The sequence below is a fragment of the Psychromonas sp. KJ10-10 genome, from assembly GCF_047323245.1.
GTDB lineage: Bacteria > Pseudomonadota > Gammaproteobacteria > Enterobacterales > Psychromonadaceae > Psychromonas.
The window spans coordinates 3,598,020-3,623,876 of record NZ_CP178826.1 but is presented as its reverse complement, the minus strand read 5'-3'; the positions used below and the strand labels follow the sequence as shown (position 1 = coordinate 3,623,876).

Below are 25,857 nucleotides of genomic sequence, written 5' to 3'. Positions count from 1 at the left end.
GTAATTTTAATTATGGCAATTCATGACCGAGCTGGCCAACCAGCAATCGCAAGCGATTTAGTAGATATTCCCAAATTAGTATCTGCTTATTATATTAACCTTCCTGATGTATCGGTACCAAGTGAGCAGGTTGCATTTGGTACTTCTGGTCACCGAGGTAGTTCATTAAATAATGCCTTTACGGAACTACATATCTTAGCAATTAGCCAGGCATTAGCTGAATATCGTAAACAACAGGGATACACTGGCCCAATGTTTATTGGTAAAGATACTCATGCTTTATCTGAGCCTGCATTTGCTTCTGCTGTACAGGTTTTAGTTGCAAATGGGATTAAAGTTATAGTGCAAGAAGGGGGCGGTTACACGCCAACACCTGTTATTTCACATGCTATTTTACAATATAACAAAGCAAATCCTGATAATCTGGCTGATGGTATCGTGATCACCCCATCGCATAATCCGCCAGAGGATGGTGGTTTTAAATATAACCCGCCAAATGGTGGCCCTGCAGACAGTGACGTGACTAAAATCATTCAAGATCGTGCCAACGAAATTTTAAATGATAATTTTGATGATATTCTTCAAGAAGATTTTACTGAAGCAATGCAATCAGAATTTGTTGAACAATATGATTACATCAAACCTTATGTTGATGATCTTAAAAATGTTTTAAACCTTGAAGCTATCGCTAAAGCGGGCATTAAAATTGGTGTTGATACGCTAGGTGGTTCGGGTGTTGCTTATTGGCCTGTGATTGCTGAAACCTATGGTTTAGATATTGAAGTGGTTAATGATCGTGTTGATCCTACTTTTGGCTTTATGACGCTGGATAAAGATGGAAAAATTCGAATGGATTGTTCATCTCCTTATGCGATGGCTGGTTTAATCAACTTAAAAGATAAATTTGATGTGGCGATTGCCAACGACCCTGATTATGACCGCCATGGCATTGTTACCAAAAGCTCGGGATTATTAAACCCTAACCATTACCTTGCTGTTGCCATTAATTATTTATTTGAACATCGTAGTGAATGGCCGAAGGATGCCATTGTTGGTAAAACATTAGTATCAAGTTCAATGATAGACCGTGTTGTTGCTGGACTTGGCAAAGAAATGTCTGAGGTACCAGTTGGTTTTAAATGGTTCGTAGATGGTCTATTTGAAGGTAAATTTGGTTTTGGTGGTGAAGAGAGTGCTGGCGCTTCTTTCCTACGTAAAGATGGTACTGTATGGAGTACCGATAAAGATGGGATCATTCTTGCTTTATTAGTCTGCTGAGATTATTGCGGTAACAGGTAAAGATCCGGGTGAACATTATAAAGCCTTTACTGATAAATTTGGTTCTCCTGTGTATACACGCTTTGATGCACCGGCATCACCTGAGCAAAAATCAGTACTAGCAAACTTAAGCCCTGACATGGTTGAGGCTGAAACTTTGGCTGGTGAGAAAATTTTAGAAAAATTAACTCATGCTTCAGGTAATGGTGTCGCGATCGGTGGCTTGAAAGTGACCACTGAAAATGGGTGGTTTCTTTGCTCGCCCATCGGGTACTGAAAATATCTATAAAATTTATTCTGAATCCTTCCTTGGTGAAGAACATATCGCAAAAATTCAAGAGGAAGCACAACAAATTGTTGCCTCTGCATTTGCGAAAGCAGGATTATAGTATTTTATTGACAAGCAGTAGGCATTGATAATATAAAGCGAATAATCCCTTTTAATTTAAAGGGAGATTTCGCTTTTTTTATATCTTTAATAAATATGCGAAGGTGCCCCTGTAATAACGAAATGAATCAAATATAGCGTCAGTAAAGACTATTATTACTGTAAATATTGCTTTTATCCTAAGGTTTATAATTAGCCTTATGATGAAATGTTCATAAATTAATAACGCTTGAAAAATAAACAAAATTAAATTAAATTGAATGAAATTTGAAGTGGATCACAATTACTGTCCATTTTATATCGATGATTTCAGCCAAAAGTATCATTTTAAAATAATAGGTGTCATATGGAAACGGTAAACGAAAGTAAAGCTAAAAGCACTGCGACCAAGAAAGTCGCCCCTAAAAAAACAGCGACTAAGAAAAAAGTCGTAACAAAAAAATTGACGCCCGCAATAAAATGTACCCCTAAACAGATGCAAGAAGCGATTCTCGATAGATTACATAAAGGCTTAGGAACAGATTCACAAAAAGCAAATAACAAGGCATGGTGGAATGCTACTTGTTACGCGGTGAATGAACTTGTTTTTGATAAGTTAACTAAGACACAACAAAGTCACCGAAGTAAAGATACCCGCGCAGTTAACTACTTATCGTTAGAATTTTTAATGGGACGTTTGCTCTCAAATAACTTACAAAACCTAGAATTATTTAAAGTTGCTGAAGATGCATTAAAAGCACTAGGTAAAGATATTTATGAAGTGTGCGATGAAGAGCCAGATATGGCACTGGGTAATGGTGGTTTAGGCCGTTTAGCGACATGTTTCATTGATTCATTAGCAACGCTAGGTTATCCAGCAATTGGTTACGGAATTCATTACGAGCACGGTTTATTTTCACAATCTTTCCAAGATGGTCATCAAATCGAGCGTCCAGATACCTGGAGAGAATATGGTAATCCATGGGAAGTTTGTCGTCCAGAATCTATCCAACATGTGCCATTATACGGTTATGTTGAAACAGTTTTTGATGAACAAGGTGGCTCACGTAAAGTGTGGCATGCAGGTCAAAAACTTAAAGGTGTGCCATGGGATATTCCAATTGTAGGTTACGGTGCTAAAACCGTTAATATTTTGCGTCTATGGGAAAGTCGTGCCGATGAAGCCTTTGACTGGGATGTATTTAACGCAGGTGGATATGTTGACTCACAGGCTGAGAAATCAAAAGCTGAAACCGTGTCTAAAGTACTTTACCCAAATGACACTACCGAAGCGGGTAAAGAATTACGTTTAATTCAACAATACTTCTTCTGTGCCTGTTCAGTGAAAGATATCCTACGTCGCTTTAAACGTGCGAATAGTGATTGGTCTTTATTACCTGAAAAAGTGGCTATCCAATTAAACGATACGCATCCAACCATTGCTATCCCTGAATTAATGCGCATCTTAGTAGATGAAGAACAATTAGAGTGGGATTTTGCTTGGTCACTTTGTCAAAAGACCTTTGCTTACACAAACCATACTTTATTGCCTGAAGCACTTGAGAAATGGAGTGTTGGGTTATTCGAAAAAGTATTACCTCGTCATCTTGAAATCATCTATGAAATCAATCATCAATTCCTAGAATTGGTTGAAGAAAAGTGGCCTGGCGATCAACAGAAAAAGAAAAGCTTTCTGTGATTGAAGAGGGTGGTCATCGTTTAGTACGTATGGCAAATCTTTGTGTTATCACATCTTACAAAGTGAATGGTGTTGTCTGCCGTGCATTCTGCTTTAGTTAAAACAGACTTATTCCCTGAGTTTAATGAACTGGTTCCCAACTAAATTGGTTAATGTTACAAATGGTATTACGCCACGTCGTTGGTTAAAAGCTTGTAACCCTAAATTAGCGGGTTTATATGACTCAACTGTGGGTATTGATTGGGTTGTTAATCTCGATAAACTAAAAGATGCACTGCCTAAAGCAAAACAGGTTACCTTCCAAAAACGTTTCATGGCAATCAAACAAGAGAATAAAGTTGCTCTGGTTAAATTGATTAAAGATTTGGTTGATATCGATGTTTCACCTGATGCGATTTTTGATATTCAAATCAAGCGTTTACACGAGTACAAACGTCAACAGTTAAACTTGATCCATATTTTAACGCTGTACAAACGTTTACTTGAAAATCCTGACTACGATATGGTGCCACGTGTATTTATATTTGGTGCAAAAGCGACCTCAGGTTACCACATGGCAAAACAAATCATTTTTGCTTTGAATAAAATAGCCGATAAAGTCAATAATGACGATCGTATCCAAGGCAAATTAAAAGTTGTATTCCTACCAAACTACCGTGTTACATTAGCGGAAGTGATGATCCCTACTTGCCGATATTTCTGAGCAAATCTCTACAGCTGGTCTAGAAGCTTCTGGTACAGGTAATATGAAACTAGCTCTAAATGGTGCATTAACAGTCGGTACTATGGATGGTGCAAACATTGAGATGGCTGAAGAAATTGGTGCTGAGCACATGTTTATCTTTGGTTTAAGTGTTGCGGAAGTGAAAGCATTGAAGGCAAGTGGTTATAATCCTTATGATTATTACTACAAAAACCCAGAGCTAAAATCAGTATTAGATTGGTTGGACTCTGACTTCTTCACGCCAGGTAAACCGGGGGCGTTGTCAGACATTAAACGTAGTTTATTAGATTGGGGTGATGAATACCTTTGTTTAGCGGATTACGAATCATACGTTCAAGCGCATCAAGATATTGATGTTACTTACCGTGATAAATCTCTATGGGCACAAAAAGCAATTATTAATAGTGCTTCTATGGGTAAATTTAACTCAGACCGCTCAATTGAAGATTATGCTTCAACCATCTGGAATTTAACTAAACACCCATTAAAATAAAACCTAAAATTTTGTTTTAGAACAGTAAAAGGCGATATTAATTTGTATTGATATCGCCTTTTTTATTGTTCGCGCTACAATAGAGTTATTCCATTTTTGCGAACAAATATACAAGAGGTTTTTATGTCAGAGAATAATAATACAACTGAAGCAGATGTGTGCGAAGCATGTGGTACTATTGTCGAATTAGGTAGTGTCATTGAAGCTGGAGATACGGTGTTAGTACTTCCCTTTGAAGGCGCTGATGAAGCGGGTGTTAATAAATTAGCGCAAAAATATATCGATGCGGCTAAAACACGTTTTGAAACTGTTATCGTAACTCAAGAAAACATCGCAACTGAAAATGGCTTTACTAGCAAAGTTACCTTAGAGTTTGACTGTACTGCCGAGAAATTGATCTTTGAAATGGGCTTAAGTGCTATCTAATCCTTTCAGTTATTAACGATTTTTTATAAAGAGCTTTCATACGCTCTTTTTTTCACTTGTTACTAATCTTAATTTCTCCTTTTCTTGCTTAATCGTTATACTATGCTCTTTATTATTTTATTACTTTTAAAATTGGGTTATACCCATTTACTCGCAGGAGAGTCCTTTGCTCATAGAAGATTTACCCGTTGATCGTACGCTGATCACATCCCTTGCACATTTAGGGTTTACTGAAACCACTCAAATTCAAGCTGAAGCTATCCCTGTTGCCGTTGCTGGTAAAGACTTATTAGCATCATCAAAAACAGGTTCAGGTAAAACATTGGCATTTTTATTACCTGCGATGCAACGAGTATTAAAAACACGAGCATTAACAAAACGTGACCCAAGGGTGTTAATTTTAACGCCAACCCGTGAACTCGCAAAACAAGTTTACTCGCGACTACGTTTATTGGTGTCGAATACTAATTTAAAATCAACCTTAGTATTAGGCGGAGAAAACTTTAATGATCAAGTGAAGCAACTTGATAAAGACCCGCACTTTGTTGTTGGCACGCCAGGGCGTATTGTTGACCATCTTAAAAAAGGCTTATTACATCTGCATGGTTTAGAGTTACTGATTTTAGATGAAGCAGATCGAATGCTCGATCTAGGGTTTGCGGAGCAACTAAAAGCAGTGAATGAAGAAGCGAACCATCGCTTACGTCAAACCTTACTTTTTTCAGCGACCTTAGGCCATGCTGAAGTGAATGAGTTTGCAGGCGAACTATTAAAAGCGCCAGTGCGTATCGCGATCGGTGAAGAAAATCAACAGCACAGCGAAATCACACAGCGTTTCTATTTAGCTGATAACCTTAATCAAAAAGAAAAGCTGTTATTTCATTTTGTGCAACAAGAAAGCAATAAACAGATTATTATTTTTGTGGCAACGCGTAAAGATACAGAGCGTTTAAGCACAGTATTGAACGAAAAAGGTTTATCGTCTATTGCCTTACATGGTGATTTATCGCAATCAAGCCGTAATCAAATTATGGACGCCTTTTCGCGTGGTAAGGAACAAATACTCGTAACCACAGATATTGCTTCTCGTGGTTTAGATTTATTAAATGTTTCGCATGTCATTAATTTTGATATTCCAAAACATACGGAAGAATATATCCACCGTATCGGCCGAACTGGACGCGCGGGAGCGACAGGCGATGCAATCTCAATTATTGGACCAAAGGATTGGGATAACTTTAAAAAAGTTGAATCCTTTGTACAACAGTCAATTACCTTTGATCGCGTAGAAGGCATTAATCCAAAATTTAAAGGATTAAAACCAGTTGTACCTCAAGCAGATAAGGGCAATAAAAAAGGTCAAGATAAGCCAAAAGTGGCACAAAAGAAAAAGCCAAAAAATAAAGGCTCAATTAATAAAACCTTCCACGAAGCAGAGGATGTGGGTTTTGCACCTATGCGTCGTAAAAAGAAAACTGACGGTCCCATTGACACAGATGAAGAGTCCTAGACTCTTATACCAATTCCACTAAATAAGTGATCAATCTTACTGGTTAAAAAAAGCTATTTTCGCGTTGGAAGTCTTGTAAAGGGAACAACCATTAAAGGTGCTAAATGTTGCATTTACACCTAAGCAACTTCCGCCTTAAACTAGCTCCTTTTTCCTGCGTAATATTTGATCATTAAATTAACGGAATTGGTATTATTCTATTTTAGGAGGGGCATCCCTCCTTTTTTAAACTCTCAACTCTAACAAGCTCATAACTCCCTTTCAATTGTCATAAAAGCGTCAACATATCTACGTATTATTTCCGCACTTATAATATCTAATCGGAAAAATTATGTTGTTAAAAAAATCACTTTCAATCACCTTAATTGCCTGCGCTAGTGCGACTTCAATGGTTAACGCAAACTCTCTTAATATAGATAAAATCGATAAATCCCAGGGAGCACTACTGCCTTATACCGTGTTGCGATCTGACTTAAAAGATAATGCTAAAGCCGAAGGTATGTTAGAGATACGTAATGGTGGATTTGGTTCAGATATGACGGCCCATCCCACTAATAAAAATCAATTTTATGCACTAACGGATCGTGGTCCAAACGCAGGTTATAACATCGGGGAATTAGGAAAAGGCAAAATGTTCCCAACGCCTGAATATACACCACGCATTGGTTTATTTGAGGTGGGCGAGACAGGCAAAATCAATTTACTGAAAAATATTCTATTAAAACGTCCCGATGGCAGTCCGATCTCTGGCTTACCAAATAGTTCAGCACTTGGTGGAACAGGGGAAACACCTTATAACCATCTAGGTCAGCCAATTGTTGAAGATATGGCACAAGGTTATGATGCTAACACTAACCCTATTAAACTTGATGATTTTGGCCTTGATGGTGAAGGGCTAGTGGCGATGAATGACGGCACCTTTTGGGTAAGTGATGAATATGGTCCACATATGGTTCACTTTGACTCACAGGGCAAGGAAATTGGACGTATAAATGCCTTTGCGCATGATAAACGTACCCAAGTTAACCTTCCTGCTGAATTCGCTAATCGTAGAGCAAATCGAGGCATGGAAGGGTTAGCAATTACACCAGATCAAAAAACCTTGGTGGGTATCATGCAGTCAACTATGTATAACCCAAGTAGTGCAGTGAAAAACCTTAATTTAGTACGAATTGTTACTGTTGATTTACAAACCAATGAAGTTTCACAGTATTTATATCAGCAGGAGAAAAATCAAAACTCTAATTCAGGTATTGCTTCATTATCTGACAGTGAATTTCTAGTGATTGAGCGCGACGGTAAGTTTTTGCGTGATGATAAAAAAGCAATGAAGCATATTTATCGCATCGATATGAGTAAAGCGACCAATATAGAAAGCATTGAAGCTAAGGGAGCATTAACACAAGATGCTAAACTAGGATTATTGATTAATGGTGAAACACTTGAACAAGCCGTATTGAATCATGGTTGGCAGATATTAGAAGAAAATAATATCAAACCAGTCTCTAAATCATTAGTGGTAGACTTGGTAAAAACAGTAAATTATCCACATGATAAATTAGAAGGTATGTGGATCATTAGTCCTACTCAATTTGCAGTGGTCAATGATGATGATTTTGCGACTTGGTCGAGCAAAGGTAAGTTAGAACAAAAATATTTAGACAAGGCTCAAACTGAGATAGATGGTAGCCGTTTGTATATCATTGATGATGTTAAGTTAGATTAAAACCTAACATCATTTTTTGTTGCGATAGCCTGTTTTATTCAAAAATAGGCTTATCGTAATTTTCGGCTTCATCGGTATAAGCCGTAACCATCACATCTTCCACTAACCCTGTTTCTGCTTCCACTTGGTCGCTAAAAAAATGTTGGATTTGTTGACGACGACCGTGAGCAGACCAAGCTTCAGGACTTTCCCAAATTTCATTAAAGACGATGGTAAATTCGCTATTACTGGCACTTGGGTGAGTTATTTGACGCGTAAGCAAGTATTGAATACAACCTTCCTCTCGGTTTGAATCAGGCTCAAGTGCCTTTAAAATTTCAAATAATTCAGCTTCTTTACCTGCTTTAGGTTTAAATTGAGCAAAAACGTAAACACGATTGGACATAATTAGGGCCTTTTGACGTTTGAAGGAGTAATAGTGAATGTTACCTTTTAATGGTTACTTTTAGAAGTCATAGGTGTGAGGTTGAAGGGTAAAGGTTAAAGGTTAAAGGTTAAAGGTGATAGGTAGTTGCGTTTTACGATATAGATTGAAGCGCGCACGCATGTGCCTATTTACATAAATATAGATTGGATCAATACATACTTTCTTTGAAGTTTATTTAGTATTGAATCTATCCATGAACATGGTTAACCGTTGATTTTTAGATTAAAATTTTTATTTAATGTTTGATGAGAGTATCTTATCGTTAACTTTAACAAATAAATATATTTCGTATTTCCACCAAGAAGTACGGAATAGTTCTGTCTAATAATACTGTTAGGAAGTTAGTCTATGTCTGATGAATTCGATAAACTTATGGGCGTAGTTGCTTGGATTGATAAGAATACAAGCGGTATTTGCTTACCTTCTGATGAAAGATCACTGCTTGCTGCTGGTTGCTTTGATTCAGCAATAGAGCATCAAGCGACAATAGCTCTTTTATATAATTCATCTCTATATGGATCAATGTTATCCCTTCTTAGAGTAATAACTGAATCGTTAGTGAGAGGTCTTTGGATACTGAACTGTGCTACAGAAAAAGAAATTATCAAATTTAAAAAAGGGAAATTAGAGAAGCACTTTGATACTTTAATAAAGGAATATGAAAGTAAAATTGGTGATTCAGATGGTATTCTTTCACAGTTTAAAAAACTGTCTTGGAAACCTATGAATGGTTTTGTACATACAGGTTTTATACAAGTTAGTCGTAGGTGTTCACCTGGAAAGCTTGGTGGGAATTATGAGCAAATAGAATTATCTCACGCATTAGGTGTTGCTGGTGCTTTAGGATTAATTGTCAGCTGGACAGTTAGTTGGTATGGCCGGACGAAGTGACTTAACTCAACTATTTTTAGATAAAATGGAAGAGTATCGTAATAAAACCTCCTAACAATTGTTTTCAAGTCGGAATAAAATACTATGAGAGTCTTTCATTTTGCATAATCAAGGCAAAATGAGAATAATAAACCACTTTTAATCATGTTATTTGTTAGCTTTTTCGGGTCTCTGCTTGCTTTAATAACAATGCTAATAATTGGTGCAAATAATTGCACTTAAAAGGATTCTTAAACGAAAAAACCACTAATTTCTGTATATCACAGAAAATAGTGGTTTTATTTTTGTTACTCAGAAGTGCTTAGTTTACTTTAAAGAATGCTAAATCATCTTTTTGAGTTTGTGCAAGTTGTGCTAACTCAGCAGATGCTTATAGCGTTTGATTAATCGCGGACACATTTTCTTGTACTAAGTCATAGGCGATTGATGTATTTTTAGCGATATCTTCCGTCACACTGGTTTGCTGTAAAGAGGCCGTTGCAACCACTGCATTTATTTCAGATATGGTATTTATTGTGTTGGAAATATCTTCAAAGGATGCTTTTACTTGATCCGCCAGTACCACTGAGCCTTCAATTAAATCAACATTTTTGATCATATTACTGCTGGCTTTCTCTGATTGTTCCTGCAATTTAGCAATAATGTCTTGAATGCTGATTGTTGATTCTTGAGTTTTAGATGCTAAGGCACGGACTTCGTCTGCTACAACAGCAAAGCCTCGTCCAGCTTCTCCCGCTCGCTGTTGCTTCAATTCGTTGCATTTAAAGCAAGTAAGTTAGTTTGAGCTGAAATACCATCAATCACTTCGGTAACACTACCAATTTCAATGGCAAATTTTTTCAGTTCATCAACAATAATGGCTGTTTCAGTAACAGAATTATTTATTTGATTAGTGAGGTCAATATTCTCTTCGAGTGTTACTTTACTTTTTGCGATAGTATCAAGGCCGATATTAGTCTCATCTTCAGCACTTACCGCTTTACTACTTACTTCCTGTGAGGTGCTAGAAAGTTCTGAAATAGCGGTTGAAATAAGTTCAACTTGACCTTTTTCGCTTTCCATATTTTTTAATGTATCGTTCATGACTGCGTTTAGTTGTTGAGAAGCAGAGGAAACACTGTCCGAAATACTAAGCGAGCTACTTACAAACTTAGATAATTGAGTTGAAAAACCAACAAGAGAACGATAAATACCCGTGCTATTCTCTGCTTTTGCTAGGTTTAATCTTAATTCTCCTGTTGCCATGTCTTCCATGACTGATGCGATATCTTGTGGCGCACCACCGACAGGTTTTAATACCAATTTATTGATAACAAAAAGTAAAACCAAACAAGCAATAATAAAGCAAATCAGACCTGCAATTAATGAATAGATAAGTTGATCGGTTGCATCCTGGGTAATATATTTTGTTTCAGTAAAGCTTACATATTGCCAACTGTTGATATCCATTTTGCCCCAAAATGCTGTGATATCGACATTTTTCCCATTTAACTCTACGTTGTAGTTTAGTTTAGGGGTTTCTGGATTAAATTGTTCATAATCAGGTCTAACATCCTCTATTTTTTGGCCTAAATGTTCTTCATAGGGAGATACAATAACGGTTCCATTATCTGTGTATACAAAAAGATCTTTCCTGTCTTTCATATTTTTTATAAAAATATCTAGATGTATTGTTGTCATTAGCGCAATTTCAGGGGTTACTTTGATGGCAATCGCTAAAGATACTTTTTTACCTTCTTTACCATAGTTATAGGGAGGCCCAACAAAAAATGTTTTTCCATCTTTAAAGAGTGCATTGTAATAACTACGCCCTTTGTAGTTTTTCTTGGTATCGGTTCCATCTCTTCTATAAGCGGCGCCTGAGATATCAAATAGGTAAACGCCATTACTTCTATCTCTAAGTACATTATATACAGATGTTAGTGCGACAGTATTTTCTTCTGATAACTGCTCTGAGGCTATAATATGTTCCTTTAAATCGATAGATTCGAGTGTCAGCTCGATAGCTTTCAAATTTTTCGGTTATTTCTGCTTGTAAGGCTAAATTTTTCTCACGTAAAATTTGCTCATTTAATTCGACGCTTTTACTTCTAAATGACCAAAAGTCAAACATAGCAATGATGATGATCATTGTTGCAACTAGAATGCCAAGCGTCCCAATAACTTGCAACTTGAACTTTTTCATAACTTTATTACCTTATAGTATTACATTTTATTTATAGGTAAAAAGTATAGTCGCTCATTCGGATATTTCTTAGGTTTAAGAGATATTCAACCAAAAATGAAGCTATTATTGATCTGTGTCGTTATTTTGTTTCGATAGTAGGCGTGATATAAGCTTTAGTTCCCCATAATGGCACAGTTGAAAGGCTATGCTTGAAACTACCTGATGTTTCTTTGGTTGAATAGGAAACATACATTAGGGTCTGATTGTCAGCATCAAATATTCTTCTGATTTTCATATTTTTGAAAAAAATGCTTTTTGATTTTTTAAATATTACTTCACCTGATTTGCTCTTATCTATTTGAGCTATCATTGCAGAGGTTATTTCACCTGTTTGACGGCAGGCAATGGAACTATCACTTGGGTCAGATAAGCTCAGATCTGCTTCGATTGAAGCAATATGACAGGTGACGCCTGTGACAATCTCATCTTGTAATATATTTATTTTGATGTCCTGCGTGGTAAATAATCCTAAGCTGACATCTCCTACTTCATTGTCAGAAACAGGCCGTTATCAGTGTGCTTAAACATAATAGTGTTAATACTTTTTTCATAGGAGAACCTTGTTAATTAAGTTGAAAATAAGTGTTTATTTATAATTACTTAATACTCCTTCGAAAAGAAGGCATTTTAGTAAATTAGGGTAAGTGCTCAGAGCTAAGCTATTTATGCTTAGTTCAAGGCGGAAAAGCGTAGTTTAGTGGTTTAAATGAGCATTTTCCAACGATGAAATAGGCTTAAATAGCGACGATCTGAGTAGTTACGTTTATTTTTTGAAATCCCAGGATAAATTTGAGACCAGCTGGCATTCATCACATTTGAAATCAAAAATATCAAACAGTGGTGTGTCTAAACGCCAATCGCCGTTGCAACTTGGGCACTTTCTATTTTGTTCTTCCTCTAGGCTACTACCAGCAACACGATAAAGATAATAATAAGTGGGGATTTTAGTGACATACTGAATGCGTTTACTGAGATTACTGCCTCGATAAAATAGTTTGCTATTGATATCACCCATTTCTTTAAGAATAGTCTGCTGAAACCGCAGAGCCATTCATTTGTAGTTCATCACAATTGATCCACTCTTCTTGCCACTTAATAATACTCTTTCTATCGCCATTACTAATCGCTTCGGGTGTTCTGTATAAGGGAATAGGTTGTAAGGTTTCACCACATCTTAAGGGAGAGCAGGTATCTAAAAAAGTGGTATATAAAATTTGCCAGCTTGGTTTGAAATCTGGTGCACATTCAAGCGAGTTTAAATCCTCTGCAATGGTTTTAATTTTAGGCGCGAGTAATCCTGCTTGTGTTAATTGATTAAGAGCGTGATTTACCTGCTGACTATTAAAGCTATCCTGTAAGCTATTTTCTTCTGGGCAAACAAGTCGTGTGCTAAAAACTGCGCCCTGCATAGCGATAGGGAACTCCCGACCAAGAATTTGCCCATTATAACGGAGCATGTCAAAGTAATTATTGATGGCACGTTCGACGCTTGCATACTGGGTATTTTGGTAGCATTCAAAGGTAAGTTCTTTAATAAACACTTATTATTTCTCTTTTAGAGCATTTAGCTCTGCTTTTAATTGTTTAATTTCATCTTTCAGTGGAGCGATGATTGTTTTTATTTTCTCTTCAATTTTTGCCTCTAGCAAGGCATCAAAACTGTTTGTTGCAAGCTCTTGATTTGTTTTATGTGTCCCCTCAATAGGTTCACTAATTTCTTTGTTTGGGTTTTCTTGCCACAGTTTTAAACCTTCAATGATAATGGGTAGCGGGACATTTTTAGGTAAGCGCGCTTTTATCATAGCTGTATTGGGTGTTTTACCTTCTTTGGCAAGTTGTTGCGCAATTAAAATAATTTTATCCATTGGGTATCTCTAATGTAGCTGATCTGTTGAATCAAAAGAGCGGTAAACCGGAAATTCAAAGCGTGGACGATGTAACCCGGATAGAAACAAAGTACCTTGGTAACTATTTTCATTGTCACTACTAAATTCAAACAGAAAACTGGCACGTAAAAAATCAGGCCCTAATTTATAATTAAACTTAGAACGTGACACACTTAATAACTGTAAATCCAATTTTACACATTGTTGTTCTATCAAGGCTTTAGCATGTTCAGATTGTTGTCTAAGTCGCCAAATAAGCGTCGCAAAGATCACTGAAAATAAAATGAATAGCAGGTTAGTCACTATTGAGCTCCCTTTGTTTCACTGTGCATAGCAGAAAAAAGTAATCCAATTGCTTCGGATAAGGCTGGAGAGCGAGCAGTTAAACGTAGTTGCTTTAATACTTTTTCGCGTAAGGTTGGGATAGCCACTAAATCAGCAAAAAGTTGTGGGAAAAGCGTGCCTTGATGATTTGCGAGCGCTTCAAAGTAGCGGTTCAAGAGGGTTTCATCTTGTAACTGTGACCAACAACGTCCTGCAATACAAACATACCAATCAGGGCTATAGATTAAGTCTGAATTAAATTGTTGTTCCAGTAAGCTCTTAGTGATGTTGCTATCAGTAATACTGGAAATAGCGCGTAATAATAAAATTGCATTTTCTGTTTGTTTTGCTTGCAAAGCTAGTTGTGCTTGTTTCGCAATAGCTTGTGCTAAATCTGGCTTAATATTTTGCTGATGTTCAAGGCATAACGCTAAGGATTGCAAGGGTTGATGAGGTAAATGGGGTAGCGCCTTGATAAGTGTTTGCTGGTTATTGTCATAATCAAGACGTGCACACAAATCAGCAATGCCCTGGAAACCTAATGATTGCCATTGATCATCCCACTGTGTTTTACCTGAAAAATACTCCAGAGTAGCAGGATAAAAAGTAGATGCAGGACGTACAAAGTTTGTATTCATCATTGCATTAAAAATAGCGAGTTTTTCCATTGCTGGTTTGAAAACAAAGGGATTGCTTGCCAAGCGTTGCTGTAATTTATCGCTTACTTCGACAGTTAAGTTTTCACCCATTGCTTCAATGACCATTTTAATAAAGCTAGTTTGTGCTGTTATTTTTAACAAACCCTGTTCATCTAGTGGTAGTTTTAAAAACCATACAAAATGTTCTTGTTGAGGTTTATTGACCTGCCAGAAGGTCAAACCTATATAAGCATGTTGTTGAATTGGATAAGGGTAGGGGACTGTATTTTCAGCCACTTTTTCGAAGTCTGTATTATTGATCTTAGCAACTTTACGTCCTAAATCATAAACTTGAAACTGGCATTGAGCCTGTTGTAAAAATTCGGTAAGCGTATTTGTGTTCATAAAAGTTCTTTTCTGCGTAACGTAATGGGCATTATATCAAATCAGAAAATTTATACTCATTATCATTATGGATCAAAGTTACTTTTTATTATTACGAATTTGTTGGCAGTAGTGAGCTTGTTTATTTTTATACATTAAGCTATCAGCTTTGCTTAATAAAGATGAAACGGTTTGAGTCTGTGTCATATCAGAACTCACAATGCCTTCACTGAACGAGATATTATAGCCTCGATTTTCCTCTTTATTATATTCATCAAGGCGTTGTTTTAATCTGTACACGGTTTCATTGGCACGTTCAACACAAGTACCAGTTAATAAAACAGCAAATTCATCACCGCCTAAGCGCGCAAATACATCTGAGTCGCGAAATGTGTCAGTCATAATGTCGGCGAATGCAATTAATGCTTTATCACCCTCATCGTGTCCAAAATTATCATTTATTCCTTTAAAGCCATTTAAATCGAAAAAAATAAGTGAGATAGGTGTTTGCTTGCGAGCACATATGTCTAAGCTTTTTTGCGCGAGTAACATAAAGCCACGGCGGTTAGAAATATTGGTTAAATCATCGAGAATGGCTAATTGCACTGCGATTAATTCTTGTTCTGCTAGTTCGGCAAGATCTTTTAGCAGAGTATAGTCTTGTTCATCAAAGTGACGAGGTTTAGTATCAATAATACATAATGTGCCAAGGCCACTTCCATCAACATGTTTTAATGGAAAACCCGCATAAAATCGTATGTAGGGTGACTCTAATACCAAAGGGTTATCGCAAAAACGTTGATCTTTAAAAGTATCTTCAACAATAAAGATACCTTCATCAAGAATGGCATGGCCACAAAAAGAGATGTCGCGTGGAGTTTCGCTGACATTTATACCTGCGCAGGATTTAAACCACTGGCGATTAGTATCGATAAGACAAACTAATGCAATTGGAACATTGAACATTCTTTTGGCTAAGCGGGTTAATCTATCAAAGCGTTCTTCCGCAGAAGTATCCAGTATTTTAAGACTATGTAGTGTTTTTAAACGTAGCTTTTCATTTTCTGGCAAACTGGCTTTTTGCATTCATTTTCTCTCTAATATCAAATAATGTGAGCCTATTGGTATGTCTGTAAAAAACTACTCTGCCAGTTAAGTCACAACACAGATACTAGTATAGTCAGTGATTATTTCCAGTTAAAGTAAGTAAGAACTATTATTGATTAGTGATAATTATCTAAAAGTTGACTTAAAGGCCATTTTTGTATTTTTTATTGCACCTGAATAAGCTTGGATAAACAGTTTTATATTATTTTATTCAATGATAAAGTGCCCCTATGACAAGCTATGAACAACAACATCGCCATCGATTATTTCTTTTACTAACAGAGTTAGAGCAGGCCTTAAAAAGCCTCGACCTATGGCAATTAAATCGACCCACTGAACAAGCCCTCGCAAGTCAGATGCCCTTTGCAATTGATACCTTGAGTTTTCCTGAATGGTTACAATTTATTTTTATTGAAAAAATGAGTCAGATATTACAGTTAGGTTTACCCCTCCCTCAAAAAATGGCTATCACAGCAATGGCGAGTGAATATTTCAAAGTACAATTAATCAACAGTGATATGATTATTGATGTTATTACCCGCATTGATTTGCATATTAATGAGACAAATAAATGTTAGATAAACTTTCACAACCAGTTAATGAAGAATTTAGTGAAACTGCCTCCCAAACAGTAAAAACGCCTGATTTAGACATTATATATCGTGATGATACGTTAATTGCGATTAATAAGCCCTCTGGTTTATTAGTCCATCGTAGTTGGTTGGACTCCCATGCGACTGAGTTTGCAGTACAGAAGTTACGAGACCAGATTGGACAGCATGTTTATCCTGCTCATCGATTAGATAGACCTACCTCGGGGTACTGTTATTTCTTCTCGACAAAAGCCATGCAACAAATTTAATGGATCAGTTTGCTGAGCAGAAAACAGAAAAACGTTATTTAGCTGTCGTGCGAGGGCATATTGGCGAAGGCTTTTTAGATTATGCTTTAAAAAAGAAGCTGGATAAAATTGCCGATAAACATGCCAATCAAGAGCAGGAAGCGCAATCGGCTCAAACAGCTTATAAAGGCATTACTTTCTGTGAGTTGCCTATTGCTGTTCGACCTTATCCTCAATCCCGTTATTCGCTGGTTGAACTTAATCCTAAGACGGGGCGTCGTCATCAATTACGTCGTCATATGAAACACCTTTGTCATCCAATTATTGGAGATACGACACACGGTGATGGCAAACATAATCAAATGTTTCGTGACCATTTTGATTCTGACCGCCTGTTATTACATTCTTCTTACCTTGCAATCACGCACCCGGTTACGGGAAAGAAAGTAGAAATTCATGCGCCACTTGATAGTACTTTTAAGGCGTTATTATCAACATTGAAACTGGATACAAATATATGTCTAAATTAATAAAATGGTTTGCTCTTAGCGTGGTCGCGATTTATTGCGTTATATTTTTCTGGAAGTCTGACTTAGGTGCTTCCTATGAATGTGACGAAGATGTTTGTATCGAGAGCGGCGCTGAAACTAGTGTTGAAGGTAATGTTGAAGGCTCAGTTAAAAAAGATGTAAAAACGCATACTGAGCTGTCTATGGCACAGGTTATCTATGAAAGTATTTCTTCTGATTATCCTATTACCATGAATTATCCAGAAACCGATCTTAAGATAAAAATCGATAAGGTAGAAGAAGTTAAAAATTTATTATATCTCAGTGGACGTTATGAAAAAGAGCTAGAGAAAGCGACAGATACATCTGAGGCTGTTTACGAGCGAGCGACGTTATATTTGAATATGACTAAAATAGCGATTTTAAATAAACAATCACAGGATGTTGTATTTTACAGCTGCGCCTTTTGTAATAAATAGTGAAGGAGCAGAGGTTTTAGGCTACATTGGCCTGTTTTCCTATGATCTTAATACTAAAAAAAGTGAACACTTAGACTCTGAATTATTAGGCGAGCGTGTCGGTCAAGAAAAAATTACCTATACTAAAGACTATTTAAAAGTTGATTATAAAGGTTATGGACCAGGGCAAGACTTTAGTGAATATCCTGAAGAAGAGCGAGTGACTTATTTACAATTAGATGAAGATTTCTTGAACTTTCATGTAGTAAAAAAATAGCTGATTAAGAGAAAAGCAATGAAATTAAACTGTGATGTCGGTGAGGGGTTTTCAACAGATTCACAATTAATGCCTTTTATCCAACAAGCAAATATTGCCTGTGGTGTGCATGCTGGTGATGACGAATTAATGGCTGAAACTATTCGCATTGCTAAAAATAATAACGTTATGATTGGTGCGCATCCCAGTTATGACGACCGCGAAAATTTTGGCCGTTTGCCTATGTCTTTGGATAGCAGGCAAATTAAGCAACTGATTAGCGATCAGGTTGTCGCATTACAACACCTTGCCAACAAACAGCAAGTTGAAGTTGAATATGTAAAACCCCATGGCGCTTTATATAATCAAATGATGCAGGATGAGCGCATTTTTACTGCCATTGTTGAAGCTATCAGTGGCTTTGATGAAACCTTAAAGTTAATGATTTTGGCTCGACCTGATTTACAAAATTATCAACAGATAGCACAAAAAAATGGCGTTGATTTAATCTTTGAAGCGTTTGCTGATAGGGCTTACGATGATCAGGGCTACTTAGTAAAACGTAGTGAAAAAGGGGCATTATTAAGTACTGCAGAGCAAGTCCATAAACAAGTGAAACAGCTGGTCGAAACCTCTACCATTAGCACAATTAATGGTAAAAGGATTGAGCTACAGGTGGATTCTATTTGTGTTCATGGTGATAACTTGTTGGCTGTTAAGCAAATTGAATATTTAGCGACCTTGATAAAATGATAAAACCTATTAATGAAGATTGTTTTTTAATCACCCTTAGTGAGCATATTGATCTTTCATTAACAGCAAAAATTGCAGATCTAGTAAAACAAATAGAAATAAGTTTTGCACAGTGTAATGCGCAAGCATTAGTCGATATAACACCCTCCTATAATACGATTTTAGTACAGTATAACCTGTTAAAAATATCTCCAATAGTCGCAGAAAATTTGTTAATTAGCCTTGTTGATAGTTGCCAGGCAGAGTCAAAATTTGTTGGCAAGTTAATTGAATTGCCGGTTTATTATGATTTATCTGTGGGCTGGGATTTACAAAAAGTAGCTTCAGAAAATCATTTAACTATCGCCGAGGTTATTCAAATTCATAGCGAAAAAGTTTATCAGGTTTGTGCTATTGGTTTTGCGCCTGGTTTTGCTTTTTTGGCAGAGGTAGATGATAAGATAACTCAAACAAGACATGTTTCACCTCGTGCCTTTGGTTCCCGCTGGCAGTGTTGCTATCGCCGATTCACAAACAGCGGTATATCCAAGTAATAGTCCTGGAGGTTGGCATATCATTGGTAATTGTCCTATTTCTTTATTCGATATAAAAAATACGCCCATTAGCCCTTTTAAAATCGGTGATAGGGTTAAATTTAACGCTATTTCTTATCAGCAATTTGTTGAATTAGGTGGTGAGGTAATAGATGAGCAATAAAGCCAGCCTATTAGTTATTAAAGCCGGTATTTTTACACAATTACAGGATCAAGGGCGATTTAAACAAGCACAACAAGGGTTAAGCCAAGGCGGGTTTTGTGATGAACTCGCGGCTGGCTGGGCAAATTATTTACTAGGTAATAGACCTGATTGCACCTTATTAGAAATTTGCTTTGGACAGGCTGAGTTTGAAGCAACCGCTGATATGACTCTTGCATTAACAGGTGCGCCTATGAATGCGCAAATTAAATGTAAATCGGGCAAACTGGTTACACAGGAAAATAACTGTTCTTTTATGTTAAAAAAAGGCCAGCGCTTATTACTTTCCTTTGCAAGCAGTGGAGTACGTGCTTATTTAGCAGTTAAAAATGGATTTGCAGTTTCACCCATGTTAGCGAGCGTCAGCACTGTGCAACGTAATGCAATTGGTGGCTTGAATGGGCAGGGGGGTCTATAGCAAATAATGATGTTTTACCATTATTCACACAAAATACTGAGTTAACACTTAATAAAATACCTGACAAATATATTCCTGATTATCACCAATCTGTAACCTTATCTGTAATTGAATCCTATCAATGTGATTATTTCTCCGCTCAAGAAAAACAGCGTTTTTATCGCAGTGAATATCAGGTTGATAAACAAAGTGACCGCATGGGAATGCGCTTACAGGGCAGCTGCTATTAAAAGTCGTTTGAATACTCTTGTGTCAGAGGGGATTGCCTTAGGTAGTATTCAAATTCCCGCAGACGGGCAACCTATTATTCTATTACAAGACAGACAAACCTTAGGCGGGTACCCGAAAATAGGTTGTGTGGCTCGTTGTGATTTAAGTTTACTGGCGCAACAGCCTCCCGGTAAAATAATTCATTTTAAAAAAGGAGATCTGCACATTGAACAACGTCGTTATGCACAACGATTAAGCTTCTTTAATCAAATCTAAGCCGTTTCTCTGAAACCTTTCTTTTATATATTTTTTATCATTCTGGTTGGTTGTCATTTTTCTGTAAAGCGATGTTTGTAACATCCTTTTTACAAATTAACTAACTAGGTAAAATATAAAATGGAAAACAATCAAGCAGTGATGCCAAGCAGTAGCGAGCATCAAAATTACTTACAATGGGCAACGGTTGCCTTTTTAATTTATTTATTAATATGTGCGGTTGGCATGATTGGTGGTGGTTTTAAAATGGCGACCGGTGGACATGCTAAGGAGCTTTTTGCCTTTGCTAGTAATCCTTTTGCTGGATTGGTTATAGGCATTGTGGCAACAGCGCTGATTCAATCTTCCTCTACAGTGACGTCTATAATCGTTGGCTTAGTGGCTGGTGGACTGCCAGTAGAACTTGCTGTTCCTATGGTGATGGGCGCGAATGTGGGGACTTCTATTACTAATACTATTGTGTCGCTCGGGCATGTCCGCGCTAAAGAAGAGTTTAAACGCGCCTTTGCATTTGCTACAGTTCATGATTTTTTTAACTTATTATCTGTACTGATTTTCCTACCATTAGAAGTTGCCTTTGGTTTCTTGGAAAAAATAGGAGCTTGGTTATCTAGTTTCTTTTATGGTGCGGGAGATTCATCAATGAAGGGCTTAAACTTTGTTAAAGTCGCCACCGCTCCCGTAGTGGATACTTTTAAAGATATTACTCATTCATTCGGGGATCAGGTTGGCGGTATTAGTCTGATTTTCATTGGTATTGTATTGATTTTTATTGCTATTACTATGGTTGGTAAATTATTGAAAAAACTAATGGTAGGCAAAGCAAAAGATATTATGCATACAGCCATTGGTCGTGGTCCTTTATCTGGTATTGCATCAGGCACTTTAGTGACTGTTTTAGTGCAGTCTTCATCAACAACTACGTCTTTAATGGTACCTCTGGCGGGATCTGGGGCGTTCAAATTAAAAGATATTTATCCTTTTACCCTAGGTGCCAACATAGGTACTTGTATTACTGCGGTATTAGTCGCCACTGCGGTGACTGGTAATGTGAATCGTTGCCTTACAAATTGCCTTTATTCATCTTGTTTATAATATTGTTGGAGTGATTGTGATTTATGGAATTCCTGCACTACGTAACATACCTGTTAATGCGACTGAATCTTTAGGGGCTGTTGCCACTGAAAATAAATTCATTGCTCTAGGTTATATTGTAGGCGTCTTTTTTGTCGCTCCTGCGCTATGTTTAGCTGTAAGTAGTATGATTTGATAAAGGAAAATATAATGGATAATTTACAAGTATTAACAACACAAAGATTGATGAAACTTATCGATGAAACACAGTTGACGCTACAGGAATTAAAAGAAGAGGTTATTCGCCGAGAACGCCTGAAACAGGAGCGTGAGGTGATGGATTTAGACCATCACATGAAGAGTGCTGAATTAAACTTAACGCATATTAAAAACTTTATTGCTTATTTAATTGGTGAACATAAAGACAAAAAATAAGTGTGTTAAAGGGTTAAAACATGTTTTCACCTTAATGTATGATTTGAGGTGAAAACAGCCCCTTAGGTGCTTTCTATTATTTTGGTTGAATATTTTTTGGCCAAGTAAAATAAAATGTACTGCCTTGCCCCTCTGTAGACTCAAGTTTGATAGCCCCTGAATAATACTCAACAATTTTTTTAATTAGTGCGAGACCTATGCCACTGCCTTCTATTTCATCTCTAGACTTGAGTGTTTTAAACATTTTAAATATTTGCTCGTGGTGCTTTTCTCTGATCCCTGGTCCATCGTCAGCGAAGGAAAATGTATAAAAATCCTGTGTTTCAAAAACGCCTATTTTGAGATGACCTGATTCTTTGTCGTGATGTTTAATTGCATTGGTTAATAAATTACGCACGACTTGCTCAAAGGGGGAGAAAGAGTGAAAAATTCTGGCATGTTTTCTTCGAGACTTAAGCTAAAACCCTTTGGAGGTGCAATTAACTCGAAGATTTCATTAAATAAATATTTGCAATTGACCTTTGAAAGTTCATGTTTATCTCGATTTGCACGTGAGTATTCCAATAAATCATTAAGTAAATATTCTAATCTTTGTATCCGTGAACGCATCAATGTGATGTGTTCATTTACCTCGGAAAAATTATTATCTTCAATATCCTCTGCAATCCAGCTGACTAATTGATCAATTCCCCGTAAAGGTGCCTTTAAATCATGCGAAGCGACATAGGCAAAGTCATCTAAATCTTGATTGGAGCGAGCCAGTTCCTTTATATTTCGCGTTAACAGCATATTATTTTTAGCTAATTTTTGCGTTCTTTCGGCAACGGTTTTTTCTAAATGTAGATTTTGCTCTTGTAATGTTTTTCTTAAATTATTAATGTGACGGGCGCGTTGCATGGAGAGCTGTAATGCATAAAGTGAAAAACCTAATAATATGCTGATAATAAAACCAGATAATATTATTCCAGTGACAATATCAGGAGAATCCATGGTTTCCTGTAAAAGGAGATTGGGTGACATATCAAGTTGCCAATGACGATCAGGTATTTCTTGATTAAAGCTAAAAGTAGGGCTTTTTTGCTCTTTACCGTAGAGAATGCCACCACTATTTTTGTCTTTGTCTAATAGGGTTAAAATCAAACCCTCTTTATCAGCTTGTTGTTTTGCAATCTCCATTAAATTATTAATACGAAATACACCAGTGACATAACCTAATAGTGCTAATCTTTTTTGTTCAATTGAATCAATGGCAAGTTGATGATCATAAACAGGCGCAATAATTAAAAAGCCATAGGAGTTTTCTTTTTCCTGAACTAGTGTGATTTTTGCTGTTGTTGTCATAACGTCATTGTCTCGAGCATACTCTAGGGAAGTACGGCGAGTGCTATTACTGCTTAGGTCAAATCCGTGTCTTGCTTTATTTATTTGGTATGGGCTAATATAGGTCACTGGAGTGTAAAATGGTTTATTTTCGCTACTGGCCATGTTGCCACTGTTATCACGTGCTTTAATAATAAACTCTGGATAATCTTGTTGTATTTTTTCTATAAAATCAATACGTTGATTTTCTTTGATTAATGGTATCCAGCTTAGTGCTTGAATATGAGGACGGTTTTTAATATCTAATATTTGCATATAATGATTAAAATCCTGTGCAGTCTTCTCTTTTGGGAGTGCACTATAAAAGGCCTGTAATGCTTGCAAATCATTGGTGGATTTATCGATAGCGACTTGGAAGTGAATCGAAACTTGTTTCGCGATATTTTCTAATTTAAGGTAACTTTCGTTTTGTAATTGCTGATTAACTTGTTGTGCGAGAAAGTAAGTGGCAACTAGGCCAATAATGGCAATAGCAATCGAGCGCGATAGGGCTTTGATTAAAATATTATTCATGATGCAATGATCCTACTTTCATAAGCCATACAAATTAAACTTCCATTGTAGACCTTGATTTACATTTTAGTTATATTTTTTATATAAAGTGCCTGTGTATTCGGTGCCTGTGTATTCGTTAATTTCATTTTAGTGAGAGATAACGTAAACTACGCGCTTATTTTTAAAGTCCGATTTAGGCCACTTTTCAAAACATTTTCAGACATTTTTTCAGTCAATAAGCAGGTGAAGTATGATCCGTCTCAACCAAGTAAAATTACCCTTAGACCACAGTGATGACGCACTGCAACAGTTTGTAATAAACAAGCTGAATATCACTGAGAAGCAATTGGTTGATATCCATATTTTTAAGCGAGGTTACGACGCGCGTAAGCGAAATGTGATTACGCTTATTTATACGCTTGACGTGACTTTACAAGATGTAGATGAAACACAATTATTGTTGGTCTTCGAGAAAGATAATAACGTTCGTGTTTCACCTGATACTGAATATAAATTGGTTACACAGGCACCAGCTGGTTTAACTGAGCGTCCGATTGTTATTGGCATGGGACCCTGTGGTTTGTTTACCGGATTAATACTTGCACAAATGGGCTTTAATCCGATTATTTTAGAGCGCGGTAAATCAGTACATGAGACGTGCTAAGGATACCTTTCGGTTTTGGCGTACCAGTGAGCTAAATACTGAATCAAATGTACAATTTGGTGAAGGTGGAGCAGGCACATTTTCCGATGGAAAATTATACAGCCAAGTTAAAGATCCTGGTTTTTTGGGGCTTAAAGTAAAACAAGAATTTGTTGCGGCAGGTGCACCAGCAGAAATTATTTATGTCAGTAAACCGCATATCGGTACCTATAAATTAGTGACTATGGTTGAAAAAATGCGCCGTAAGATCATCGAATTAGGCGGTGAAATTCGTTTTGAAACTCGCGTTGATGAAATCAATATTGAAGGCGAGGGCGATGATCGCCAGGTCACAGGTGTAACCTTAAAGGGTGGAGAAGTACTGCACTCGAAACATGTTACTTTAGCGATAGGCCATAGCGCCCGTGATACTGTGCATATGTTACATGATAAGGGCGTTTATTTACAAGCTCAGTCTTTTTCTATTGGTTTTCGTATCGAACACAAACAGGAGATGATCGATAAATGTCGCTTTGGTATTAATGCTGGGCATCCTATTTTGGGCGCGACTGATTATAAATTAGTTCATCATTGTAAAAATGGTCGCAGTGTTTATAGCTTTTGTATGTGCCCTGGTGGCGTGGTAGTTGTCGCAACGTCAGAAGAGCATGCCGTGGTAACCAATGGTATGAGCCAATATTCGCGTAGTGAGCGTAATGCAAATAGTGCGATTGTGGTGGGTATTGACCCAAGTGATTTTGATAACGATCCGCTTCAAGGAATTGCCCTACAACGTAAATTAGAGCGTAACGCCTATGTGATGGGAGGCAGTAATTATGATGCACCGGCACAAATGGTTGGTGACTTTTTAAATGCCGGTAGCGGTAAACCATTTGAAAATGTTGAGCCTTCTTATAAACCTAACGTTAAAATGACTGATTTAACACCTGCTTTGCCGGGATTTGCCATTGATGCAATTCGGGAGGCCATTCCGGCCTTTTCTAAAAAAATTCGAGGCTTTGATAGTAAAGATGCCATGCTAACAGGTGTTGAAACGCGCACCTCTTCTCCGGTGCAAATTAAACGTGGTAGTGATATGCAAAGTATTAATACCAAAGGTTTATACCCTGCAGGTGAAGGCGCTGGTTATGCGGGAGGTATATTATCAGCAGGTATTGATGGTATTAAAATAGCCGAGTCTGTTGCTTTGGATATGATCAAAAATAATTAATTAGATGTTTAAAACTAATCTTATAGAGATTTAATG

The 25,857-nt window shown here is 36.9% G+C and carries 23 protein-coding genes and 7 pseudogenes; 19 read left to right on the top strand and 11 right to left on the bottom strand.

The window, feature by feature from the left end; translation table 11 throughout:
• Nucleotides 1–12: 12 nt before the first annotated feature.
• The 5 genes and pseudogenes from pgm (at nt 13) to ACLKMH_RS20825 (ending at nt 8,223) form a co-directional block, all read left to right on the top strand.
• Nucleotides 13–1,667, top strand: a pseudogene (gene pgm, locus ACLKMH_RS20845) (phosphoglucomutase (alpha-D-glucose-1,6-bisphosphate-dependent)).
• A 474-nt stretch (nt 1,668–2,141) separates the two neighbouring features.
• Nucleotides 2,142–4,561 (top strand): annotated as a pseudogene (locus ACLKMH_RS20840) (glycogen/starch/alpha-glucan phosphorylase).
• A 123-nt stretch (nt 4,562–4,684) separates the two neighbouring features.
• Nucleotides 4,685–4,987: a DUF406 family protein gene (locus ACLKMH_RS20835; RefSeq protein ID WP_413699789.1), complete on the top strand. Its 303-nt coding sequence runs from the start codon at nt 4,685–4,687 to the stop codon at nt 4,985–4,987.
• A 166-nt stretch (nt 4,988–5,153) separates the two neighbouring features.
• On the top strand, nt 5,154–6,497 hold the full coding sequence (locus ACLKMH_RS20830; RefSeq protein ID WP_413699788.1) for a DEAD/DEAH box helicase: 1,344 nt from the start codon (nt 5,154–5,156) through the stop codon (nt 6,495–6,497).
• Nucleotides 6,498–6,828: 331 nt separating this feature from the next.
• Nucleotides 6,829–8,223, top strand: a complete 1,395-nt coding sequence (locus ACLKMH_RS20825) for an esterase-like activity of phytase family protein (RefSeq protein WP_413699787.1) — start codon at nt 6,829–6,831, stop codon at nt 8,221–8,223.
• 34 nt (nt 8,224–8,257) lie between these two features.
• Here the strand turns inward: ACLKMH_RS20825 and ACLKMH_RS20820 are convergent, their stop codons facing one another.
• Complete coding sequence (locus tag ACLKMH_RS20820; protein ID WP_413699786.1) at nt 8,258–8,608, bottom strand: putative quinol monooxygenase; 351 nt, start codon at nt 8,606–8,608, stop codon at nt 8,258–8,260.
• A 390-nt stretch (nt 8,609–8,998) separates the two neighbouring features.
• Here ACLKMH_RS20820 and ACLKMH_RS20815 point away from each other — a divergent pair, with 390 nt between their 5' ends.
• Complete coding sequence (locus tag ACLKMH_RS20815; RefSeq protein WP_413699785.1) at nt 8,999–9,541, top strand: DUF6988 family protein; 543 nt, start codon at nt 8,999–9,001, stop codon at nt 9,539–9,541.
• A gap of 370 nt (nt 9,542–9,911) precedes the next feature.
• Here ACLKMH_RS20815 and ACLKMH_RS20810 read toward each other — a convergent pair whose 3' ends face one another.
• The 8 genes and pseudogenes from ACLKMH_RS20810 to ACLKMH_RS20775 form a co-directional block, all read right to left on the bottom strand.
• Nucleotides 9,912–10,292 carry a methyl-accepting chemotaxis protein gene (locus tag ACLKMH_RS20810; protein WP_413699784.1) on the bottom strand — a complete coding sequence of 127 codons (381 nt, stop codon included), beginning with the start codon at nt 10,290–10,292 and terminating at the stop codon, nt 9,912–9,914.
• Nucleotides 10,289–11,554 (bottom strand): methyl-accepting chemotaxis protein, encoded by a 1,266-nt coding sequence (locus tag ACLKMH_RS20805; protein WP_413699783.1) that lies wholly within the window; start codon nt 11,552–11,554, stop codon nt 10,289–10,291. Before ACLKMH_RS20805 ends, ACLKMH_RS20810 begins: the two co-directional genes overlap by 4 nt.
• A gap of 293 nt (nt 11,555–11,847) precedes the next feature.
• Nucleotides 11,848–12,319 (bottom strand): annotated as a pseudogene (locus tag ACLKMH_RS20800) (CreA family protein).
• A gap of 212 nt (nt 12,320–12,531) precedes the next feature.
• Nucleotides 12,532–13,309: pseudogene (locus tag ACLKMH_RS20795) on the bottom strand (Zn-ribbon-containing protein).
• A gap of 3 nt (nt 13,310–13,312) precedes the next feature.
• Nucleotides 13,313–13,633 (bottom strand): hypothetical protein, encoded by a 321-nt coding sequence (locus ACLKMH_RS20790; RefSeq protein WP_413699782.1) that lies wholly within the window; start codon nt 13,631–13,633, stop codon nt 13,313–13,315.
• Nucleotides 13,634–13,642: 9 nt separating this feature from the next.
• A complete protein-coding gene (locus ACLKMH_RS20785; protein WP_413699781.1) occupies nt 13,643–13,957 on the bottom strand; it encodes a DUF3301 domain-containing protein in 315 nt (104 codons plus the stop codon).
• A complete protein-coding gene (locus ACLKMH_RS20780; RefSeq protein ID WP_413699780.1) occupies nt 13,957–15,021 on the bottom strand; it encodes a DUF3549 family protein in 1,065 nt (354 codons plus the stop codon). Before ACLKMH_RS20780 ends, ACLKMH_RS20785 begins: the two co-directional genes overlap by 1 nt.
• A gap of 78 nt (nt 15,022–15,099) precedes the next feature.
• Nucleotides 15,100–16,086, bottom strand: coding sequence for a sensor domain-containing diguanylate cyclase (locus ACLKMH_RS20775; RefSeq protein WP_413699779.1), 987 nt, complete (start codon nt 16,084–16,086; stop codon nt 15,100–15,102).
• A gap of 251 nt (nt 16,087–16,337) precedes the next feature.
• Between ACLKMH_RS20775 and ACLKMH_RS20770 the strand changes: the two genes are divergently transcribed.
• The 12 genes and pseudogenes from ACLKMH_RS20770 (at nt 16,338) to ACLKMH_RS20715 (ending at nt 22,072) form a co-directional block, all read left to right on the top strand.
• Nucleotides 16,338–16,685, top strand: coding sequence for a YqcC family protein (locus ACLKMH_RS20770; RefSeq protein ID WP_413699778.1), 348 nt, complete (start codon nt 16,338–16,340; stop codon nt 16,683–16,685).
• A pseudogene (gene truC, locus ACLKMH_RS20765) lies at nt 16,679–17,478 on the top strand (tRNA pseudouridine(65) synthase TruC). Before ACLKMH_RS20770 ends, truC begins: the two are co-directional and overlap by 7 nt.
• The gene (locus tag ACLKMH_RS20760) at nt 17,466–17,936 is read left to right on the top strand and encodes a hypothetical protein (RefSeq protein ID WP_413699777.1); all 471 of its coding nucleotides are present in this window, start codon (nt 17,466–17,468) and stop codon (nt 17,934–17,936) included. The pseudogene truC and the gene ACLKMH_RS20760 overlap by 13 nt, the downstream one beginning before the upstream one ends.
• Entirely contained in the window at nt 17,899–18,192 is a 294-nt protein-coding gene (locus ACLKMH_RS20755) for a hypothetical protein (protein WP_413699776.1), read from the top strand. The genes ACLKMH_RS20760 and ACLKMH_RS20755 overlap by 38 nt, the downstream gene beginning before the upstream one ends.
• A gap of 18 nt (nt 18,193–18,210) precedes the next feature.
• Nucleotides 18,211–18,924, top strand: coding sequence for a 5-oxoprolinase subunit PxpA (locus ACLKMH_RS20750; RefSeq protein ID WP_413699775.1), 714 nt, complete (start codon nt 18,211–18,213; stop codon nt 18,922–18,924).
• Nucleotides 18,921–19,457, top strand: a complete 537-nt coding sequence (locus tag ACLKMH_RS20745) for a 5-oxoprolinase subunit B family protein (RefSeq protein WP_413699774.1) — start codon at nt 18,921–18,923, stop codon at nt 19,455–19,457. The genes ACLKMH_RS20750 and ACLKMH_RS20745 overlap by 4 nt, the downstream gene beginning before the upstream one ends.
• Nucleotides 19,381–19,620 (top strand): carboxyltransferase domain-containing protein, encoded by a 240-nt coding sequence (locus ACLKMH_RS20740; protein ID WP_413699773.1) that lies wholly within the window; start codon nt 19,381–19,383, stop codon nt 19,618–19,620. The genes ACLKMH_RS20745 and ACLKMH_RS20740 overlap by 77 nt, the downstream gene beginning before the upstream one ends.
• Complete coding sequence (locus ACLKMH_RS20735) at nt 19,610–20,077, top strand: hypothetical protein (protein WP_413699772.1); 468 nt, start codon at nt 19,610–19,612, stop codon at nt 20,075–20,077. The genes ACLKMH_RS20740 and ACLKMH_RS20735 overlap by 11 nt, the downstream gene beginning before the upstream one ends.
• Nucleotides 20,074–20,307 carry a hypothetical protein gene (locus ACLKMH_RS20730; RefSeq protein WP_413702428.1) on the top strand — a complete coding sequence of 78 codons (234 nt, stop codon included), beginning with the start codon at nt 20,074–20,076 and terminating at the stop codon, nt 20,305–20,307. Before ACLKMH_RS20735 ends, ACLKMH_RS20730 begins: the two co-directional genes overlap by 4 nt.
• 7 nt (nt 20,308–20,314) lie before the next feature.
• Nucleotides 20,315–20,563, top strand: a complete 249-nt coding sequence (locus tag ACLKMH_RS20725) for a hypothetical protein (RefSeq protein WP_413699771.1) — start codon at nt 20,315–20,317, stop codon at nt 20,561–20,563.
• A 120-nt stretch (nt 20,564–20,683) separates the two neighbouring features.
• Nucleotides 20,684–21,833 (top strand): annotated as a pseudogene (locus tag ACLKMH_RS20720) (Na/Pi symporter).
• A 14-nt stretch (nt 21,834–21,847) separates the two neighbouring features.
• Nucleotides 21,848–22,072, top strand: coding sequence for a hypothetical protein (locus tag ACLKMH_RS20715; RefSeq protein ID WP_413699770.1), 225 nt, complete (start codon nt 21,848–21,850; stop codon nt 22,070–22,072).
• 76 nt (nt 22,073–22,148) lie between these two features.
• On the opposite strand, the gene ACLKMH_RS20710 is transcribed toward ACLKMH_RS20715, so the two are convergent.
• Nucleotides 22,149–22,469 carry a sensor histidine kinase gene (locus ACLKMH_RS20710; protein ID WP_413699769.1) on the bottom strand — a complete coding sequence of 107 codons (321 nt, stop codon included), beginning with the start codon at nt 22,467–22,469 and terminating at the stop codon, nt 22,149–22,151.
• On the bottom strand, nt 22,454–23,965 hold the full coding sequence (locus ACLKMH_RS20705; RefSeq protein WP_413699768.1) for a CHASE domain-containing protein: 1,512 nt from the start codon (nt 23,963–23,965) through the stop codon (nt 22,454–22,456). The genes ACLKMH_RS20710 and ACLKMH_RS20705 overlap by 16 nt, the downstream gene beginning before the upstream one ends.
• 232 nt (nt 23,966–24,197) lie before the next feature.
• Between ACLKMH_RS20705 and ACLKMH_RS20700 the strand changes: the two are divergent.
• Nucleotides 24,198–25,821 (top strand): annotated as a pseudogene (locus ACLKMH_RS20700) (NAD(P)/FAD-dependent oxidoreductase).
• Nucleotides 25,822–25,857: the final 36 nt, after the last annotated feature.

Bases quoted from the DNA above. Each gene is read 5' to 3' on its own strand.
- ACLKMH_RS20835 (WP_413699789.1), top strand. From the start codon at position 4,685: ATGTCAGAGAATAATAATACAACTGAAGCAGATGTGTGCGAAGCATGT.
- ACLKMH_RS20825 (WP_413699787.1), top strand. From the start codon at position 6,829: ATGTTGTTAAAAAAATCACTTTCAATCACCTTAATTGCCTGCGCTAGT.
- ACLKMH_RS20820 (WP_413699786.1), bottom strand. From the start codon at position 8,608: ATGTCCAATCGTGTTTACGTTTTTGCTCAATTTAAACCTAAAGCAGGT.
- ACLKMH_RS20815 (WP_413699785.1), top strand. From the start codon at position 8,999: ATGTCTGATGAATTCGATAAACTTATGGGCGTAGTTGCTTGGATTGAT.
- ACLKMH_RS20790 (WP_413699782.1), bottom strand. From the start codon at position 13,633: ATGGATAAAATTATTTTAATTGCGCAACAACTTGCCAAAGAAGGTAAA.
- ACLKMH_RS20780 (WP_413699780.1), bottom strand. From the start codon at position 15,021: ATGAACACAAATACGCTTACCGAATTTTTACAACAGGCTCAATGCCAG.
- ACLKMH_RS20775 (WP_413699779.1), bottom strand. From the start codon at position 16,086: ATGCAAAAAGCCAGTTTGCCAGAAAATGAAAAGCTACGTTTAAAAACA.
- ACLKMH_RS20770 (WP_413699778.1), top strand. From the start codon at position 16,338: ATGACAAGCTATGAACAACAACATCGCCATCGATTATTTCTTTTACTA.
- ACLKMH_RS20760 (WP_413699777.1), top strand. From the start codon at position 17,466: ATGTCTAAATTAATAAAATGGTTTGCTCTTAGCGTGGTCGCGATTTAT.
- ACLKMH_RS20755 (WP_413699776.1), top strand. From the start codon at position 17,899: ATGTTGTATTTTACAGCTGCGCCTTTTGTAATAAATAGTGAAGGAGCA.
- ACLKMH_RS20750 (WP_413699775.1), top strand. From the start codon at position 18,211: ATGAAATTAAACTGTGATGTCGGTGAGGGGTTTTCAACAGATTCACAA.
- ACLKMH_RS20745 (WP_413699774.1), top strand. From the start codon at position 18,921: ATGATAAAACCTATTAATGAAGATTGTTTTTTAATCACCCTTAGTGAG.
- ACLKMH_RS20740 (WP_413699773.1), top strand. From the start codon at position 19,381: ATGTTTCACCTCGTGCCTTTGGTTCCCGCTGGCAGTGTTGCTATCGCC.
- ACLKMH_RS20735 (WP_413699772.1), top strand. From the start codon at position 19,610: ATGAGCAATAAAGCCAGCCTATTAGTTATTAAAGCCGGTATTTTTACA.
- ACLKMH_RS20715 (WP_413699770.1), top strand. From the start codon at position 21,848: ATGGATAATTTACAAGTATTAACAACACAAAGATTGATGAAACTTATC.
- ACLKMH_RS20705 (WP_413699768.1), bottom strand. From the start codon at position 23,965: ATGAATAATATTTTAATCAAAGCCCTATCGCGCTCGATTGCTATTGCC.